This is a genomic window from Pedococcus sp. P2_D9 (assembly GCF_056404275.1).
Genome location: NZ_JBFUEI010000005.1, coordinates 137,179 through 155,664, shown reverse-complemented (window position 1 = coordinate 155,664; position 18,486 = coordinate 137,179). Strand labels below are relative to the sequence as shown.

Below are 18,486 nucleotides of genomic sequence, written 5' to 3'. Positions count from 1 at the left end.
GGGTGCGGCAATGTCCGGTCAATCCCGAAATGCGCTGGCTCGAGGGGAGAGCCTCGCGCTCACCGCCGCGGTGATCACGCGGCATACCTCGGGGGTGTTGGGTCAGCGCACTCCGGTGATTCTGGTGGTGGCGCCCCAGGGGGCGGTGAAGCGCTTGGGTGATGCGAAGGCGCCCTTGCCGGTCCCGGCATACACGTAGTCGACGTTGGCTGGGGTGCGCGCGATCAGGTCGGCCTTGCCGTCGCCAGTGAGGTCACCGGTCGAGAGCACCGTGTTAAAGACCTGCCAGCCGGACGAAACTGGGACTCCAGGCAAGTAACCGGTCGCGGTGGCGGTGGCCACTCCGGTGCCCTTGTAGAGGTAGAGCTTGCCCGCGGGGGTGCGGCCCAGGAGGTCGACGCGGCCGTCGCCGGTGACGTCCCCCGGGGTGATCATCTGGCTGAACATCTGCCAGCCGGTGCCGATCCGCCGCCAGGTGCCGGGGAAGCCGGTCTTGCCGTTGCCGGCGACCATCCACAGCTCGCCATTCGCCTTGCGCGCCAACAGGTCTGGCTTGCCGTCGCCGGTCCAGTCGCCAGGCGTCAGGATGTCGGTGTAGGCCGACCAGGAGCGCGAAAGCAGGGTGCTCCCAGGAAGGAGGCCGCCCCTGCCGTTGCCCTTGAACAGGTAGGCCGCGCCCGTGGAGGTGGTGGCGAGCACGTCGGCGAACCGGTCGCCGGAGAGGTCGCCGGGGGAGATGGCCTGGCGGTAGGCGTTCCAGCCGCTGCTGATCCGTACCGGCGTCCCGATGCCGCCGACCTTGGCGGGGTAGAAGTACAGATCGCCGGACGTGGTCCGGCCGATGACGTCGCCGCGTCCGTCGGCGTTGAAGCCCACGATCGCCTTCGCGGGCACGGGGGCAGCTGGCGGCGGGGGAGCCCCTGTCTTCACGTAGCTGATCCCCGACAGCGCCCGCCAGTCGTTGGCCGCGACCTTGCCAGTGACCGTGAGCAGAGCAGCCTTCTGGAAGCGCTGCACCGCACCAAGCGAGGAGGCGCCGAACGAGCCGTCTGCCGTGCCCGCGGCATACCCGCGCTTGTTGAGCTCGAGCTGGAGATCTCGGACTGGCCATCCGGTCGAACCCGTGGCAAGGGTGAGCGTGCCGTAGGCCGCGAACAGGTTCGCCGTCGTGACCGGCGCCGGACCGGCGGTTGACGAGTACTTCGCGTAGAGGGCGGCCTTGCTGCGGATGGTCGCCATCATCGGGTACAGGTTCTTGCCGGGGCAGGCGGTGTACGACGTGTTCTGGTGCGCGTTGACGGTCGAAAGGGTCGCCACGACGCCGGCAGCGAACTTGGTGCCCGTCCCGCCGGCCGAGGTCAGCTTCGTCGTGGCGGTCGGGTCGACGCCGTACTGCGACAGCTTCCAACCAGCGACCTTCGCGATCGAGTCGACCATGACGGCGGGCGCAGCAGTGGTCTCGTAGTTGCCGAGCGCGGCGACGCCCATCGTGTTGGTGTTGAAGCCCATGGCGTGGGCCCCCCGCACTGCCTGCGTGATGGATCCGGCGCGGCCCTCGTAGATCCGGCCGAACTTGTCGACGAGGAAGTTGTAGGCGATGTCCGACCAGCCGAGGCCCTTGGTGTCGTAGGCGTAGATGCCGCGGATCTGGGCGGCGGCGGTGGCTTCGGTGTAGTCGTTGGAGCTGGCCGTGTGGTGGATCGTGATCGCCTTGACGGTGGTGTTGTAGGTCGTCGACCCGCGCAGCGACTCGTCGGCGCCCCACTGTTTGCGAGTGATGATCGTCGGCATCGTCGCCGCGGCGGAGGCTGAGGCGGCGGGCGTGTGGGGCACGAGGTCGTCATCCGCGGACGACGACCCGGGGTTGATGGTGGTGACCCTGACGTCGGGCAGCGGCTGCCCGTTCGTCGTGTCCACCCGCACCTGGATCGCGGTCGCTCCGTCAGTGACGAGCGGGTTCGTGCCGAGGCGGGCCGTGCTCGACTCGGTGGTCCCGCCCTGCGGACCCTCGTCGGTCACCCCGGGCGTCTCCCAGTCGCTCCAGCCTGAGTCCTCTCGCACGCGCACCTGCACGATCACGTCGTCGCCGCTGAGCCCTGTAGTGCGCGCCCACGACACTCCCGCGACGGTGAACCGGGACCGCTCCTGCACCGGCGTGAGAGTGCTGGTGGCGTGGCCGGCACGAAGGACGCGGCGGTTTCGCAGCTGGCCGTTCGCCGCGGCGTCGATTCCGCGGACCGCAGTCGACTGCACATGTGGCGCGACGGGATGGGGCGTGTCCGTGGAGGCGAAGGACACCGTGGGGAGGGTCACGAAGACGGGGGTGATGGCCAAGACAGCGAGGGAGGCAGGCAGAAGGCGCACGTTGGAGTCCGGGGGGATCGTGGGGGACAGGAGGCTGGTGTGACGACAGTGAAGAGTGCCACCCGGTGCGGCGTGCTGTCGCATTCCTCCCGGAAAGCTGTCCGTTAGGACGATCCGACACCGGCGTGTCGTCGCGACGCGCCGCGTGCCACCAGTCCCGTTCGCCCGTGGCCCAGTCATCGTCCGTTGGGCCGGAAACACCCGAATCTCCAGATATGTCCTACGCCGGGCGCTAACTTCCCTCCAACCGGTCGTTCCTGAGGGGGATCCCATGAAGTTTGCCCGCACTGCCCCGATGATGCTTGCCGCCCTGCTTGCCGCTGCCACACTTGGCTCCTGTGCTGCAGGTCAGGATGGCGCAGGGAGCGAGGATCGACGTCCGGTCGCCCTGGTGGACGCACGGTCGTCGAAGACGCCCGCGCCGAGCACGAGTTCCGCGGCATCGCCGACGCCCGACGCACAGCTCCTAGCGGCAGCGGCTGCGGCCAAAGCGCAGGCTGAGGCGGAGGCCAAGGCAGCCGCCATAGCGAAGGCCAAGTCCGACGCGATCGCGAAGGCCAAGGCCGACGCGATCGCGAAGGCCAAGGCAGCGGCAATCGCGAAGGCCAAAGCTGCTGCTCTTGCGAAGGCCAAGGCGGCTGCGGCGGCCAAGGCAGCCGCGGCAGCGAAGGCTGCGGCCGCCGCCGAAGCGTCGGCCTCGGTCTACTACGAGAACTGCGACGCCGCCCGAGCTGCTGGAGCGGCTCCCGTGCACGTTGGGGATCCTGGCTACAGCCGGAAGCTGGACCGCGACGGCGATGGCGTGGGCTGCGAGAACTAGCGTGGGGCTTGAGGGAGGAAGCGCGGATCGTCGTGCTCGCGAACTCGCGGCACAGGGTGACGATTCCGCAAGGGCCTGGGCGGCTGGTGCTGAGGGCGAGCGACGCGTTGCCGAGGCTCTGGCTGGCCTTGGTGGGGGCTGGACTGTCCTGCATGATCGGCTGCTTCGTCCGGGGTTGTCCGAGGCGAATCTCGACCATCTCGTGGCTGGCCCTGCAGGCGTGCTACTGATTGACGCGAAGAACTGGTCCGGACACGTCACCGAGTGGGAGGGCGGCCTCTACCGTCACACCTTCGGTGCTGATGGCACGAGGCAGCACCAGTCCATGCACGAGCAGCTGGCGAAGGTGCACGGCATGGGAGCCCGCATGTCCGAGATTCTCGGGGCACCGGTCACTCCGGTTATCTGTCTGGCGGGCGCCGAAGCACAGCGCTTTGGCGAGCCACAGCAGGTTCGCGGTGTGTGGGTGGTTCCCATCGGACAACTTGCGGGCTGGCTGACATCGCGGACTGCTCGCATGGATGCGGAGACGGTCTCGAAGCTCTCTACGCGACTCATGACGGAGTTTCCGTCGACCACCACCGATCCCGAGCTCCTTGCGGCGATCGGGCGCGCCACGCTGGCCACGAGCAAGGAAGGGCGAGGTGCAATGCGCACGCGAAGGCCGCGAAATGGGGCTGGGGCTCAGGGCGTTCCACGGATCAGCGGGGGCTCCGGGCCGAGGCAATCCTCGGGCAGACGCGTCGTCTCCGTGTTGGGTCGCATTGTCGTCACCGGGCTGATGGTGGGCACCTTCCTGGTCCTCCTGAAGGTCTTACCCTCGCTGCTCACGTCCGGCGTCGAACGCATGGCCGAGCCGCAGGCTGGGAGCACGCCTTCGGCGACTGCGACTCGATCGGGTGCGCCGACTGCGATGTCGAAACCATCAGCCGGCTCGAAGAAGCAGCCGAGCCCAACACCCGCGAAGACAGTGCCCAAGGCCGTCGCGAAACCTGTGGGTCCGCCAGACTGCGCTGATGCCACTGGGGCGGAGATCGCCAAGATCATTGGGAGATCCGTCAAGCCTGTCGTCGTGTCGACTGGATGCGCTTGGGGGACGAGGCTTGATGATGCCTCAACGGTTTTGGTGACCATCAGGATGAGCGACGGACACGCGCGCTACGACACTCAGCTGGAGACGTCAGTCAAGCAGCGACGTGCCGTGTATGGCACCGCCTATGACGCCAGCTATGACATGGCCACCGCAGTGTGGATCGCGGCGGGGCAGCCCATCAGGACGGGCGCGCACGCAATCAAGGCCCGCGCCGACACCTACGTGTCGGTTGCGAGGACTGACCTGGGCGTGAGCGACGATCGCGGACGGGCCATGGCCCTGGCGATCGCTCGTGCCGCCAACACTCCCGACTAGGGAACCAAAACACGGCCGAGGGTCGCGCTGCACTGACGTGGTGCCCTTGCTCGGCTACCGTTCGCAGCATGCGCGATTTGTCCGACAAGTCGGCCCTCCTTGACCGCCGCTTCCGATTGCTGCCCACCCTTGCGGTGATCACGTCAGTCGTGGGGGCGGTCGTCATCGTGGCGTTGGTCGCCGCTGCGGTGGGCCTGCTCGCCGGCTGGCGGCCCTCGCTCAACCCGTTCGGCGACAAGACGACCGACCGCAGCGGGTCGCCGGTGCTCAGGTCGCTCACTGACATCAGCGAGTACCACGCGGTGACAGGGCACTACGAGACCGTCGTCGACCTCGACAAGGACACCAACCACCTGCCCGCCTGGGTCAGTGGCGAGCGGGTGCTCTACGTCGGCAAGGGCGACGTGGACGCGGTCGTGGACTTCGGCGGGCTCGACAAGAGCCGAGTCGTCGTTTCCGAAGAGACGAAGTCGGTAACGATCAAGCTGCCTGCACCCACCGCCGGCAAGCCCGTGCTCGACCTGCAGTCGAGCTATGTGGTCAGCCACGAGAAGGGGCTCATCAACCGGTTCCAGGGGTCGGACCTCGAGCGGCAGGCCCAGCTCAAGGCGATCAGCCAGATGACCGCAGCTGCCACAGGCGAGGACCTGCTGACCAACCAGGCCAAGGAGAACACGAGCAAGATGCTTCGCGGCCTGCTCGGCTCGCTCGGCTACACGACCGTCACGATCACCTACGACGAGGACCCACGCTGACCCACATCCCGCGCAACGTCAGGTGAGGGACGGCGGCGGGAGGGTCACCCCGAACCCAGCCACGGCCAACCGCAGCAACACCTGACCCGGCGCCAACAAGTCGGCGATGCGCGCGGCGCTCAGCACTTCGAGCTCTGCCAGCCGCGCGGCATACGCCTCCGGGCCGGCCACGCGCGCGTGCTGGAGTTCGACGGTGTTGTGCCAGACCTTCTGGCGCGCCTCGCGCAGGAATCGCTTGGAGCTCAAGCGGTTCAGCGGTTGTAGCACCCGGTCGACGAGAGTGCGCGTGGACACCACCCCGAGCTCGTCGTCCTCGGCGGCGACGCGTCCGGACAGCACCCCATCGATCCGCTCGTGGTCACGCGCGCGCCGCGCGACGACCCGCGGGTCGGCGAACTCCGCGTCGCTGATCACGGCCAGCAACGCCTGCGGCAGGTCGTAGTTGATGTGCGCGTTGATGCCGAGCAGAACGTGCCGGAGCGCAGGCAGGGACTCAGGCGCGGAGAAGGCCAAGCGCCAGGGCCGTGGCACGGAAGGACTCCCCGCAAGGTCGAGGTCGAGCGCGTCCAGGTAGAGGTCGGCGAACACCACGTCCCACCGCTCGACCCACTCCGGGTCCTCGAACTGCGCGTCCGCGATCGCCTTGCCCACGGCCAGTGTGGTCCGGCGGTAGGTCTCGAGGAACAGTCGCTGCGCGGTCCTTTCGGGAGGCATCCGGACGAGCCGGGCATCCATGGCGGCAACGACTGTTTCGATGTCGCGTTCGGGCATCTGAACCCCCTGACCGGACGGGCGTGCGCGACTATTATCGAGCCGTGGGGCCGGCGGTCGCCAGCGCTCGTGTTGGTGGTTGGTCAGCGGCTCGCGTGGGGGGACGTCAGCGGCTGGGGACGGACGCCTCCCGCCGGGAAGCAGGTGCGGCGTGGCAAGTCGACACAGTCTCAGTCGCCACAGTCCTCGTGACTTCGACCCCGTCGCCCTCGGGCGCCTGGAGACCCAGGCGTGGGCGAGCTACTACCGACGCGAGTGGGGCCCGGCCCTGCGGGCGTTCGTCGGCATGGTCGACCAGGGATTCGGCCTCGGACCGCGGCTGACGTTCGTCGCGGCGTGGCACGTCCTGCGCGCCAACAAGGCGTGGGCACCGGTGCCCCACAACGATCCTGACGCCGCGCGGGCGTCGATGCGGCGGTTCTACGAGCTCGTCCTCGCGCACTCGGACCTGACCTTCGACCCGCAGCGGGCATCGGAGCTGGAGGTCGAGTGGTGGCGGATCCACCGGGCCCACCAGCGTGCGGACTCCGCGACCCGGGGCGAGCTCGAGCATGCCCTGGTTGAGCTGTACGCCCACGTCTACTCGGCGCCCCGGTCGACGATGCGCGAAGCCGCTCGATGGCGGGCCGAGGCGATGGACCTGTCGGACGCGTGGGTGGCCGCAGGGTGCGACCTCGCCGACCCGCGACTCGCCGCCGAACGGCGCGCCCTGGTGGCCTCCTACGCAGCCCTGCTCGACTCGGTCTCACGGGTGCCGGCATGACCCGCGACGACCGGGTGCTCACCACCACCCGGGGCCTGGCGGCCTTCATCGCGCCGTTCCTGCTCGTGGCTTTCATCCTGCTCTACGGCTTCCCCGGCGACACCGCCCGCCTCTGGTCGTGGACCATCCAGGCACACATGACCTCGATGTTGCTGGCATCGGCTTACCTCGGCGGCTGCTACTTCTTCCTCCGCGTGGTCCTCCTCGAGGCCCATTGGGCGGCGGTGCGCGCGGGCTTCGTCTCGGTCGCCCTGTTCGCGACGCTGCTCGGCGTCGCCACGATCATGCACTGGGACAAGTTCTCCCACGACACGGTCGCGTTCTGGCTGTGGGCGGGGCTCTACTTCACCGCTCCCTTCCTGGTCGCGGCGGCCTGGCTCACCAACCAGAGGTATGCCGCGGAGCCAGCTCCTGACGCACCTCGCCTCGGCCGCGTGGCACGACGGTTCGTGGCCGACATGGGAGGGCTCGCGGTCGTGACCGGGCTGGTGCTTTTTGTCGCGCCGGCCTGGGCGATCACCGTCTGGCCGTGGCCGCTCACCCCGCTGACGAGTCGGGTGGTGGGCGCGACGTTCTGCCTGGGTGCTGCGGGGCTGGGGGTGCTGGTCGACGACCGCTGGGAGTCGGTGCGGCTGATGCGACGGGTGCAGCTCGTGATGTTCGCCCTGATCCTGGTGGCCGCCGTGCGGGCGAGGGACGAGTTCTTCACCGACCGTCCGCTGACCTGGGTGATGGCAGTGGGCTTCGTCGGGCTGTTCGCGGCCTCAATCGTGTCAGCAGTGCGGGACCCGGGTCGTCAGGGGAGTCGTGGTCGACACGAACGCTCTCGCGCGCGGTCGGCCGGGTCCTTGGCGGATGAGTAGGGGGCGCCCAGCGTCGGTCAGGCGAAGTCGACCAGGTCCATCCCCAACTGCGAGAAGCTGTAGGCGGCGATCGCGAAGTAGAACGTCCGGGCTGCGAAGGTCCCCACTGGCGAGGACGCGATCGGCCGGTGGAACAGTCGGCGCGCGACGAGCAGGACGGCGATGATCGCCGCGACCGTCGGGACCACGGCCACGAGCGGGTTGGCCGCGATCAGCACCAGGAGCACAAGCGACAGGACCCACGCCGTCCTGCCTCGACGGGTCCACGAGTCCCGCTCCGCGACCTTGTCGACCAGCAGCGCGACGCCGTAGCCGAAGAGGAACGGCAGGGCGATGAAGAGCGCGAGGGCGAAGGCCTGCGGCTTGAGCGCGTGGAAGTCGATGCCGTCGTAGTGGATGGTCCCCGAGCCGCCGATCGCGGCGCTGGTGAGGGCGACCGTGAACCGGCGAAAACCCGGCGAACCGATCAGCCACGGCGCCACCGCGATGTAGGCGGCCGTCCCGATCACCCCGAAGGCGGCCCCGAGAACGGCAAGGTTGTAGGTGCCCGACAACGTGAACCGCCCGATGATGAAGCCGTCGTCGCTCAGCACGCCCCGCACGTAGTCGGGGGAGGTGAAGCGCAACAGGAACATCGCGAGCCGGCCGCCCAGCCCCAGGCACACCAATCCCCACCCGATTCCCACCACCCCGACAACCCGGAGGATCTCGAGCAGCTCGTGGAGGTATGTCGGTGGGTGCTGGTCGTCCCACCGCCCGTCGACGGCGAGGGTGCTGGCCATGGTGTCCCCTCTCCGTGCTGCTTCCTCCACGGTAGGTGCAGCAGGCCCACGCCCGGGTCGGCCATTGGTCGTAGCCGCGCGGCATACGACCCGAAATGCCCGAAAGCGTCTCAGGGTCAGCCCTGACCGTTCCCTGAGACCAACCTCACTGCGCGCGAAAGCCGTTGTACGACACCACGAACGCGGCTTACGGTGGAGCGAAACTGCGCCGAGCTGGGAGGTGCGACACCGGGTAGGGGAGAGGCGACAGCGATGGCACAGACACGGATCGGGGACGTCGGGCGGTTGGCGTGGTTCCCGTCATCGAAGGTGACCAAGTGGTTCGTCCTCGTCTTCTGGCTGGCGGTGCTGGCCGCGGCGTTCGGACCCGCGGGAAAGCTGCAGGGCGCCCTCAACAACGAGGCGGTCGCGTGGCTGCCAGCGGATGCGCAGTCGACCCAGGTGGTCAAGCAGATCGAGGCGTTCCAGAGCAAGAACGAGTTCCCGGCTGTCATCGTCTACGAGCGGCCCGGCGGGCTGACACCGGCGGACACCCAGTCGGTCACCGCCCAGGTCGCGAAGTTCAACGCCCTCGAGCCGGTCCGCAACGACTCCGTGGGCCCGATCCCCTCGCAGGACGGCAAGGCCCTGCAGGTGATCGTGCCGATCGACGCCGGCGATGCCGGGTGGGACTCGCTCGGCGCGACCGTGAAGGACCTGCGCGCCATCGCCCAGGACCGACCGGACGGACTGTCGATGCTGGTCACCGGCCCGGTCGGCTTCTCGGCGGACTCGTCGGAGGCGTTCTCCGGCATCGACGGCAAGCTGCTCTACTCGGCGATGACCGTCGTCATCATCATCCTGCTGCTGACCTACCGCAGCCCGGTCCTGTGGCTCATCCCGGTGATCTCGGCGGGCACCGCGCTCTTCGTCGCCCAGGCCGTCATCTACTTCCTCGCCAAGGACGACACCCTGACGGTGAACGCGCAGAGCTCGGGCATCCTCACGGTCATCGTGTTCGGGGCGGGGACCGACTACGCCCTGCTGCTCGTTGCCCGCTATCGCGAAGAGCTGCGTCGTCACGAGGACCGGCACGAGGCGATGGCCTTTGCGCTGCACCGCGCAGGGCCCGCCATCTTCGCCTCCGGCGCCACCGTCATCGCCGGCATGCTGTGCCTGCTGTTCGCGACGATGAACTCCACCAAGGGCCTGGGGCCGGTCGCGGCCATCGGCGTCGCGGTCGGGCTGCTGGTCATGCTGACGCTGCTGCCGGCGCTGCTCGTGGTCTGCGGGCGCTGGATCTTCTGGCCGGTGCGTCCGTCGTACGGCTCCGTCGACCACACCCGTGACGGCTTCTGGGCGCGGATCGGCGCCCGGATCGCCCGCGCCCCGCGGCGCACCTGGGTCGTCACGTCCCTGCTCCTGGCCATCGCCTCGCTCGGCATCCTCCAGCTGAACGCGGTCGGGTTGCAGAACAAGGACGCCTTCTACGGCACGCCGGAATCCGTAGTGGGAGAACAGGTCCTGGCCCGCCACTTCCCGGCCGGCGCAGGGTCGCCCGTCATGGTGCTGTCCAACGCCGACCAGGCCGCCGCCGTCGTGACCACCCTCAAGTCGGTCAAGGGCGTCGCCACGGTCGGTGACCCGGTGACCAAGGGCAACCTCTCGCTGATCCAGGCGACCCTCACCGACGCCCCTGACTCCGACGCGGCCACCCAGAGCGTCGACCGGATCCGCACCGCCATCGCCGAAGTCCCGGGGGCCAAGGCGATCGCGGGTGGTGACACCGCCACTCGAGCCGACACCCTGCGCGCGTCGGCCGACGACAACCTGCGGATCATCCCGCTCATCCTCGGCGTCGTGCTGCTGATCCTGATCCTGCTGCTGCGCGCCATCACCGCACCGCTCATCCTCATCGGCACCGTGGTCCTGTCCTACGGCGCGGCAATGGGCTTGTCGGCGTTGATCTTCCGACACGTGCTGGGCTTCGCCGGGGCGGACTCGTCGTTGCCGCTGTTCGTCTTCGTCTTCCTCGTCGCGCTCGGGATCGACTACAACATCTTCCTCATGACCCGCGTCCACGAGGAGGCCAAGGACATCGGCACGAGACGTGGCGCCCTCGTCGGGCTCGCCGCGACCGGTGGCGTCATCACTTCCGCCGGTCTCGTCCTCGCGGGGACGTTCGCGGTGCTCGCCACCCTGCCGGTGGTCACCTTCGCGGAGATCGGGTTCGCCGTAGCGCTCGGCGTCCTGCTCGACACGCTCGTGGTCCGGTCCGTCCTCGTCACGGCGCTCAACCTCGACGTGCGCGGGCGCATGTGGTGGCCGAGCAGCCTCTCCTCGCGTGACGCCTCGCTCGACGCTACGACGCCGACGGCCCCGGAGGAGACCGAGGCCACGCTCCAGCCCACCCACTGAGCAAGGTGAGGTATGCCGCGGGGCCGGGCCCCGCGGCATACCCCTGCCTTGGCCTGGGAGCCGAGGTCAGGAACCCGCGACTGGGACTCGCGTAACCCCGAGCCTGCGCGTCGCGTTAACGGTGCACCTACTGCTCCGTGGAGGAACCATGCTTCGCACGTCCCACCGCGCCACCAAGGCCGCGCTCACCGGCGCGACCGCCCTCGCCCTGATCGTGACTGGCGGGTATGCCGCGGGGGCGGCTTCCGCGACCACCGTCACCCTCCCTGCTGGGGTCGTTGGGGGAGACACCCCGGGCTTGGCCAGGCTGCTCGACAACGGCACGCCGAGCGGACGCGCGATCGCGACGTTCGACGGCATACCCACGGCCACCCAGGTGACCGCTCTCAAGGCCCTCGGCCTCACCGTGCAGCCCATGAAGCGGCTGCCGCTCGCGCTGGTGAGTGGCACGGTGGCGCAGTTCCGGTCGGCGGTGACCACGGGCGTGGCGAACGACGTCTATCCCGACGAGAACATCCAACTGCTCGACACCACGTCGTCTGATGCGATGGGTGGCGCCGCGCTGCGGGCCAAGGGACTCACGGGCAAGGGTGTCACTGTCGGGGTGGTCGACTCCGGTTGCGACGCAACGCATCCCGACCTCGCGCACCGCGTGAAGCACAACGTCTCGCTGGTCAGTGGTGAGTACGCCAACCTCCCCGCAGACTCGTCGACCACGCTCGTCGTGCCGGCTGACCAGGGGCCGTACTCGAACACGGATCTCGGGTCGGGGCACGGCACCCACGTGGCCGGGATCATCGCTGCCGACTCGAGCTCGGTGACGGACGGTTCACGCTACGGCGTGGCCCCCGAGGCTGAGCTGGACTGTTTCGCGATCGGCGCGGTCCTGTTCACCACGGCCGTCGTGACCGCCTACGACTACATGCTCGACCAGCCCGACCTGCTGGGCATCGACGTCGTCAACAACAGCTGGGGCAACTCCTACCGCCAGTTCGACCCGCGCGACCCGGTGGCCGTGGCGACGAAAGCCGTGGTGGACCAAGGCGTCACGGTCGTCTTCGCCGCCGGGAACTCGGGCTCCGAGAACGTCGAGCTGAGTCTCAACCCGTTCAGCCAGTCGCCCTGGGTGATCTCGGTCGCGGCTGGCTCGGTGGACCGGCACCGCGGCGACTTCTCGTCGAACGGCCTCACGCACGACAACTCGCAGCCGACCGGGATCACGGCCGGTGGCCACACCACGTACACCGGCGACCGCATCGGTCTCGTGCACCCGGACGTGACTGCACCTGGTGTCGACATCTCATCGACGTGCGACACGACCGGCACCGTCGTCGGCCCGTGCCCGCCGGGGGAGAACACCACCGCCTCGGGCACGTCCATGGCCTCGCCTCACATCGCGGGCGCGGCGGCGGTGCTGAAGCAGGCGAACCCGGCCCTCACGCCCGACCAGGTGCGGCTCGCGCTGCAGGCTACGGCCAGCCCGGTCACGAACGACGACAACACCGGCACGCTGCCGTTCTGGCAGATCGGCTACGGCTATGCGAACCTCGACAAGGCCGTCGCCCTGGTGAGTGGTCGCAGCTGGGCCAAGGACCTCGCCCGGGCCAGCGCCCAGGCCGACGCCCGCGTCCTGGCCGAGGACGGCTGGAAGGTCGCGCGCGGTGACTTCTGGACGTACGACAGCCCGCGCGCCACCGTGGGCGGCACCGACAGCCACACCTACACGGTGCCGGTCGGCTCTGGCGTGAGTTCGCTCAAGGTCTCGCTGTCGCACCCGTCGCTCGCAGCGGTGGGCATCAACGGCACGAGCTACACGGTCACGTTGAAGGACCCGTCCGGGGCTGTCATCGGCACGTCGACCGAGTCGTTCACCGAAGGGGCTGGGACGGCGACCGTCCAGGTGCCTGTCACCTCGGCGGGGACCTACACGTTCGACGTCGTCGGCAACTACGCCGTCTCCGACCCCGACACGCTCGACTCCGACAGCGTCGGTGGACGGATGGTGACCCTGCACGTGGCCCAGCTCCAGAAGGGCTGAGCCGGCTGGTTCCGATACGGCGCTGTTGTCCGGTCCCGCTGAAGGTTCGCTCTGAGCGGAAGGTTGTCCACAGATCGCCGGGTTGGGCGCCGGCGACAGCCTTGATGCCGCGGACCTGTGGACGGGCAACGCCGATACGGCGCCACAACGGCGCCGTATCGGCGTCGTTGTGGAGATACGGCGCCGTATCGGCGCCGTGACGGCATGCCTGGCTGAAAGATCGAAAGGTATTGAACAGCAAGCGAATTCGCGACGGGTGGATTCGCTTGGGTTGTCGGTAGGTCGGTCTAGCGTTGGGGTCATGGCAATCGCACCCGATGGCACGACGCGAGGACGGGCACCCCACGCTCGACCGGTGCTGGATGCTGCCCGGGAGTCGCGCGATGCGTTGGCTGGCGCCGGGGCGGGTCAGTTGTGGGCGTTGTCGGACGGCGAGGTCGAGGACGCCATGGCCACCMTCGGGCAGCTCCATGCAAGCACCGAGGCCCACTTGGCGGCGGTGCTGGTGGAGGCGAAGTCGCGTGGGCTCGGGGTGGGCGAGGGGTGGGGGGCTCACGACTGGGCGCGGCTGAGGGCGCCGGGGTTGAGCCCGCGGCTGCTGTCCGACCTGGACACTGTCGCGGGCTCCTACGGTGAGCCTCGGTTGGCGGGGGTGCAGGAAGCCCTTGCCGAGGGACTGGACCCGGAGGCGACCGATGCGCTGCCGGTGGGCAAGGCGGCCATGCTGGTGCGGTTCCACGAGGGTGTCCGCGGCATGGCCGACCCCGTCGAGCTGGAGGACGCAACCCAGCACCTGCTGACGGGGTCGCGCGGCCACGACGGGATGTCAGAGAAGTCGCTCGCCATCGGGGTGCGCCGGACTGCCGACATGATGCGACCGGACCGGCTGATCGAGCACGACGCGGAGGTGAAGCGCGCGCATCGGTCCCTGGTGAAGGGCAAGGGCCCGATGGGGATGTGGCGCTACACGATGCTGCTGGACACCGAGGGCGCCGCGATCGTCGACGCGGCGGTCGATGCGCTGGCCAAGCCGCAGACCGACCCCGAGACGAAGGAGCGCGACCCGCGCACGCCCGGCGCGCGACGGGCGGACGCGTTGGTCGAGCTGGTCCAGCGGGCCGTGAGCGCCCCGGAAGGTGTGCCCCGCCAAGCCAAGACCAGCGTGGTCGTGACCATCGGCCTGGACGAGCTGCAACAGACCTGCCGCGGGGCTGGCCTCACAGTGGAGGGAGAACCCCTGTCCATCGAGACGATGCGTCGGCTGGCCTGCGACGCCGAGATCGTTCCGGCGGTGCTCGGTTCCAAGGGTGAGACTCTCGAGCAGGGCCGGGCCGTGCGGCTGTTCACCCAGGCCCAGATCCGCCACCTGTGGCTACGAGACCGGCACTGCACGTTCCCCGGCTGCACCAAGCCGCCGACCTGGTCTGACGCTCACCACCTCATTCACTGGGCAGATGGCGGTCCGTCCGACGTCGAGCACGGGGCGCTGCTGTGCCAGCGACATCACACGGTCGTGCACAACCACCGCTACGCCGGCGAGGTCGTCTCCGGCCCGAACGGTCCGTTCGTGCGGTGGGACCTGACGCCCGGCTCCTACGACACCTACCTCGAGGAATGGCGCGCCAGCCGCGCGTCAGAGCTCGATCCCGGCCGGAGCGAGACGCCGCCCCGACCATGAACCCGCTTCGCACCTCGCACGGCTCGTGCGGGGTGCGAAGCATGCCTGCGGGAGTGCCCGATCGGTCACATACCGGGGACGGGCTGGGCCTCGTGCACCTCGATGGTGCAACCGCCGGGCATGTTCAGGTGCGGGTGGCCCTGGGCGAGGGCGAGGGCGGCATCCAGGTCGGCGGCTTCGATGATGCTGTAGCCCACGACCTCGCGGGTGCTGGGCGAGGTGCCTTCGGGCGTGACCTGGACGCCGCCTGCGAGCGGGGTGCCGAAGTCGACCATGCCGTCGCCGACGCGGCCGGCCCACTCCATCCACTGGCCCATGACGGCTTCCATCTCGGCGGGGTCGGAGGGAGTGTTCTCGGCAGGGGTGGTGGGTGCGTGGTAGAGGAACAGGAACTTGCTCATGACTGGTTCTCCTTGAGTTGCGTGCTTGCCGCGGGGGGTGGCGAGTCTGACGGTGTGCGGTTGTGGGGACTGGTGAAGCGCCGGAAGGTGACAGGCCGTCAGGCGGGGATGCGCGTGCGGCCGGCGTAGGCGGCGAACCGCTCCACCGCGTCGGCATCCGCGGCTGGGGTGATCTCGTCGGCGAACGAGCTGCCCCGGCCCTGCGCGATGACGTCCCGCGTGAGGTCGTGGATGTAACCGGCGACCTCGTCGGAGACGCGCAGGTCCTGACCGGAGGCCTGGGCGAGGTCCCACCCGTGCAGCAGCAGCTCGAGCGGCAAGATGCTGGCCAGGAACATCGCGGGCACATCCGCGCCTCCGGGGCCGGCGACGGTTCCGTCGAGGTCGATCCCGCGCCAGGCGTCGATCGCCTGACCGGCGAGCACCGAGACCTTGTCCTCGAGCGAGCCGTCGGCGGGGACGGTCAGGTTCGCGCCCGCCATTCCCCCGAGCTGCACGAGGGAGCCGAGGAGGTGATCCGCGAGCTCGTGCGCAGTGAAGTCCGCGCACGGCGTGGGCTTGGGGCGGTCGGCCGGCGTGAGGTTGCGCAGGACGGGCTGGATGACAGCCAGGGCCGCCTCGGCCGCCACGAGGGGAGTGAGGTTCTCGGGTGCCCACGCCCACTCGTCCGCACCGGCGTCGCCCGTCGCGGTGAGCCGCTCGAGCCGCTCGAAGAAGTGGTTCCAGCCCTCGGCGTGCATGACGGCCTGCTCCTCGGTGAGTCCCTCGTGCACCAGCGTGACCAGGGAACCCTCGGCCGCCGGCTCGATGGTCACCGTGACGGTCGACGCGTCCTTGGGCAGGTCGGGGTTGCCCTCCCAGCCCCAGCCGAACACGACCCGGCGGCCCGGATCGACCTCGTGGTAGGTGCCCTCGGCGATGTGGCCGGGCGTCACCGTCCACCGGTAGGAGCCCCCGGCGCGCAGGTCGACGGTCGCCGACACGGTCTGCCACCGACGCAGCCGCTCAGGCTCGGTGATCAGCGCGAACGCCTCGTCGGGGGAGACGGGCAGGACGGCGGTCTTGGTGAAGCTCATGGGGTTCCCTTCATCTGGTGCGCGTCAGCGACGAGCAGGTCGAGTTCGGACGTCCAGAACCGGTCGATCTCGGCCTGCAACCGCTGCAGCCCGCTCGGCACGACCCGGTAGGTCCGCGTGCGTCCGACCTTCTCGGCCTCCACCAGCCCAGCGTCGGCGAGCACCAGCAGGTGCTGGCTGATCGCGGACCTGGTCACCGGGAACTCGCCGGCCAGGTCCGTGACGCCCCGTGGCCCGCGGGCCAGGAGCTGCAGGATGCGGCGGCGAGTCGGCTCGGCGGCGGCGGAGAGAGGATCATTCACAACACGCAATACGTTAGTCGTGACTAACGCATTCTGTCCAGCCCGTGACGGCTGGGATCCGCTGGGACAGCCCGAACCTGCGCGGGCGGTCGAAGGAGAGGTATGCCGCGCGGCGACCACGCGGCATACCTCTCCCGTGGGGTTGCAGGGGTCAGGGAGGGGTCAGGAACTGGCTGAGGAAGGCCCGTGCCGCCGGGGTGTCGAGCCGATAGCTCCACAAGGTCGTCTCGCAGTCGAAGCCGGCGTTGAGGTGGCGGGTGATGGCGCCGACCACCTCACGGCCGCCCACGGTCACGATGTTGGGCCCACCCGAGTCGCCGTAGCAGGCGCCGCCGTTCTTCTGCTGCGACACCATGAAGCCCGGCTGCAGCGTCTGGAACTCCAGGAGAGTCGTGCGGCGCTCGTTGGTGAAGGTGAAGATCCGCGGTCGTTCCACGGTGGTGGCGCCGTAGCCGACGATGCGGATGGGGTCGTGCGCCTCGAGCTGGCCACCCTTCTGGAAGGTGACGAGCTCGTCGAGCTTGGGCAGGTTCATGGGGGAGCGGTCGGTCACCGGACTCGTCAGGACGATCACGCCGACGTCGTGCGGGTCACTGCTCGGGGTCGAGCCGACAGCGGTGTTGTGGTGGGCAATCCCCGCCAGCGTCGGCGAGGCGTCGGTGATGACAGGGTCGAAGCTGACCATCGCGGGGTCGCCGTCCGGGATCTTGAAGATCGCGAAGCAGTGCTGTGCGGTGACGAACACCGTCGGAGCCGCCAGGAAGCCACTGCAGCGCGCCTGCAGGTGCCCGAGGCCGTCCACCTGGACCAGGGCACCGGTGCTGCGATGGGTGGTGTCGAGGGTGCCGTTGACGATCGCCGCCGCGGGGGAGGCAGCCAGGCCGAGACCGGCGCAGAGCACGGCGCCCAAGGTGGCGCTGGCGGTGACCAGGGCGGTGGGACGCTTCATGGCTGCCTCCTCCTCCGGCGACACCGGCGAGGGCAGGTTCCTCGGGCCCTGCCGCCGCCCCGACCGTACGCCGGCAGGGGCGGCCCACGCCTCCTACCAAGTGCGTAGGGTCGCCTTGACCCGCGGCCCTTTGCGCGCGGCATACCCGGCTTGATCCGGGTTGCTCCGACTGGCTGGGGATGGCGATGTATGGACTGGCCGTCAGCGGGCGGAGCGGAGGATGGCGACCGCGTCGCCGACCGGGCCGAGGTGGCCGAGCTTGTCGGGGTTGACGATCGAGCGGATGCCGATGATCTCGCCGTCGACGATCTCGAGGGCCCAGACACCCAGGATCCGCTCCTGGTCGTCGACGTAGATGGCTCCGGGGTCACCGTTGATCTCGACGGGCCGCATCGACACCTGGGGGAACCGCGCCAGCGCGCGCAGCCAGTTGGTCAAGGTGTGCGCGACCCGGCTACGACCGCGCAGCGACCGGGCCAGTGCCGGGACCTTGCCGCCGCCGTCGCCGGTGAGCTCGACGTCGTGGGCGAGCAGCGCCTCGAGCCCGGCGAGGTCACCGTGTTCGGCGGCCGCGAAGAACTTCGTCGCGAGCTCGCGCTGCCGTTCACGGGTGGTCTCGAACCGCGGTCGGCGTGCCTTGACGTGCTGTCGGGCGCGCGTGGCGAGCTGGCGCACGTTGTCCTCGGTCTTGCCCACGATGTCCGTGATCTCGGGGTAGCCGTAGCCGAACACGTCGTGCAACAGCAGCACTGCCCGCTGTTCGGGGGACAGGCTCTCGAGCAGCACCAGCATCGCCAGCGACAACGAGTCGGCGGTCTCGGCGTGCGCGGCCGGGTCGTCTGCGGCGTCGGTGACGATCGGCTCGGGGAGCCACTCACCGACATAGCGCTCGCGACGGGCCCGGGCGGAACGCAGCTCGTTGATCGCGAGCCGGGTGGTGATGGTGGCGACGAAGGCGCGAGGCGAGGCGATCTCCTCACCCGCCTCGAGGGACTGGTGCACCCGCAACAGCGCCTCCTGGACCACGTCCTCGGCCTCGGACACGCTGCCGAGCATCCGGTAGGCGATGGCGAACGCAGTGGGACGCAGCTCGTCGAGCAGTGCCTCCCGATCGCTCAC

16 protein-coding genes are annotated in these 18,486 nt (G+C 69.4%); 8 read left to right on the top strand and 8 right to left on the bottom strand.

Going from position 1 to position 18,486, the window contains the following annotated elements; all coding sequences use genetic code 11:
• Positions 1–102: 102 nt before the first annotated feature.
• Positions 103–2,334, bottom strand: a complete 2,232-nt coding sequence (locus AC1DXJ_RS10860; protein WP_477613384.1) for an FG-GAP-like repeat-containing protein — start codon at positions 2,332–2,334, stop codon at positions 103–105.
• 301 nt (positions 2,335–2,635) lie between these two features.
• Between AC1DXJ_RS10860 and AC1DXJ_RS10855 the strand changes: the two genes are divergently transcribed.
• The 3 genes from AC1DXJ_RS10855 to AC1DXJ_RS10845 all read left to right on the top strand — a co-directional run bounded on the left by AC1DXJ_RS10855 (position 2,636) and on the right by AC1DXJ_RS10845 (position 5,347).
• Positions 2,636–3,184, top strand: a complete 549-nt coding sequence (locus tag AC1DXJ_RS10855; RefSeq protein WP_477613383.1) for an excalibur calcium-binding domain-containing protein — start codon at positions 2,636–2,638, stop codon at positions 3,182–3,184.
• Positions 3,162–4,592 (top strand): nuclease-related domain-containing protein, encoded by a 1,431-nt coding sequence (locus AC1DXJ_RS10850; protein WP_477613382.1) that lies wholly within the window; start codon positions 3,162–3,164, stop codon positions 4,590–4,592. Before AC1DXJ_RS10855 ends, AC1DXJ_RS10850 begins: the two co-directional genes overlap by 23 nt.
• Positions 4,593–4,660: 68 nt before the next feature.
• Positions 4,661–5,347 (top strand): DUF4230 domain-containing protein, encoded by a 687-nt coding sequence (locus AC1DXJ_RS10845; protein ID WP_477613381.1) that lies wholly within the window; start codon positions 4,661–4,663, stop codon positions 5,345–5,347.
• Positions 5,348–5,365: 18 nt separating this feature from the next.
• Here the strand turns inward: AC1DXJ_RS10845 and AC1DXJ_RS10840 are convergent, their stop codons facing one another.
• Positions 5,366–6,118: a DUF5995 family protein gene (locus tag AC1DXJ_RS10840; RefSeq protein WP_477613380.1), complete on the bottom strand. Its 753-nt coding sequence runs from the start codon at positions 6,116–6,118 to the stop codon at positions 5,366–5,368.
• Between the two features lie 151 nt (positions 6,119–6,269).
• Here AC1DXJ_RS10840 and AC1DXJ_RS10835 point away from each other — a divergent pair, with 151 nt between their 5' ends.
• Both AC1DXJ_RS10835 and AC1DXJ_RS10830 read left to right on the top strand, forming a co-directional pair.
• Entirely contained in the window at positions 6,270–6,881 is a 612-nt protein-coding gene (locus AC1DXJ_RS10835; RefSeq protein WP_477613379.1) for a hypothetical protein, read from the top strand.
• Positions 6,878–7,744 (top strand): hypothetical protein, encoded by an 867-nt coding sequence (locus AC1DXJ_RS10830; protein WP_477613378.1) that lies wholly within the window; start codon positions 6,878–6,880, stop codon positions 7,742–7,744. The genes AC1DXJ_RS10835 and AC1DXJ_RS10830 overlap by 4 nt, the downstream gene beginning before the upstream one ends.
• 17 nt (positions 7,745–7,761) lie before the next feature.
• Here AC1DXJ_RS10830 and AC1DXJ_RS10825 read toward each other — a convergent pair whose 3' ends face one another.
• Complete coding sequence (locus tag AC1DXJ_RS10825; RefSeq protein WP_477636922.1) at positions 7,762–8,526, bottom strand: hypothetical protein; 765 nt, start codon at positions 8,524–8,526, stop codon at positions 7,762–7,764.
• Between the two features lie 252 nt (positions 8,527–8,778).
• Between AC1DXJ_RS10825 and AC1DXJ_RS10820 the strand changes: the two genes are divergently transcribed.
• The 3 genes from AC1DXJ_RS10820 to AC1DXJ_RS10810 all read left to right on the top strand — a co-directional run bounded on the left by AC1DXJ_RS10820 (position 8,779) and on the right by AC1DXJ_RS10810 (position 14,639).
• Complete coding sequence (locus AC1DXJ_RS10820) at positions 8,779–10,923, top strand: MMPL family transporter (RefSeq protein ID WP_477613376.1); 2,145 nt, start codon at positions 8,779–8,781, stop codon at positions 10,921–10,923.
• 148 nt (positions 10,924–11,071) lie between these two features.
• Positions 11,072–12,961 carry a S8 family peptidase gene (locus AC1DXJ_RS10815; protein ID WP_477613375.1) on the top strand — a complete coding sequence of 630 codons (1,890 nt, stop codon included), beginning with the start codon at positions 11,072–11,074 and terminating at the stop codon, positions 12,959–12,961.
• Positions 12,962–13,262: 301 nt separating this feature from the next.
• A complete protein-coding gene (locus tag AC1DXJ_RS10810) occupies positions 13,263–14,639 on the top strand; it encodes an HNH endonuclease signature motif containing protein (protein ID WP_477636921.1) in 1,377 nt (458 codons plus the stop codon).
• A 65-nt stretch (positions 14,640–14,704) separates the two neighbouring features.
• On the opposite strand, the gene AC1DXJ_RS10805 is transcribed toward AC1DXJ_RS10810, so the two are convergent.
• The 5 genes from AC1DXJ_RS10805 to AC1DXJ_RS10785 all read right to left on the bottom strand — a co-directional run bounded on the left by AC1DXJ_RS10805 (position 14,705) and on the right by AC1DXJ_RS10785 (position 18,486).
• On the bottom strand, positions 14,705–15,040 hold the full coding sequence (locus tag AC1DXJ_RS10805; protein WP_477613373.1) for a YciI family protein: 336 nt from the start codon (positions 15,038–15,040) through the stop codon (positions 14,705–14,707).
• Between the two features lie 98 nt (positions 15,041–15,138).
• A complete protein-coding gene (locus AC1DXJ_RS10800) occupies positions 15,139–16,116 on the bottom strand; it encodes a TIGR03086 family metal-binding protein (protein WP_477613372.1) in 978 nt (325 codons plus the stop codon).
• A complete protein-coding gene (locus tag AC1DXJ_RS10795) occupies positions 16,113–16,418 on the bottom strand; it encodes an ArsR/SmtB family transcription factor (RefSeq protein WP_477613371.1) in 306 nt (101 codons plus the stop codon). The genes AC1DXJ_RS10800 and AC1DXJ_RS10795 overlap by 4 nt, the downstream gene beginning before the upstream one ends.
• Positions 16,419–16,569: 151 nt before the next feature.
• Positions 16,570–17,367, bottom strand: a complete 798-nt coding sequence (locus AC1DXJ_RS10790) for a trypsin-like serine protease (RefSeq protein ID WP_477636920.1) — start codon at positions 17,365–17,367, stop codon at positions 16,570–16,572.
• A 201-nt stretch (positions 17,368–17,568) separates the two neighbouring features.
• A complete protein-coding gene (locus tag AC1DXJ_RS10785) occupies positions 17,569–18,486 on the bottom strand; it encodes an RNA polymerase sigma-70 factor (protein WP_477613369.1) in 918 nt (305 codons plus the stop codon).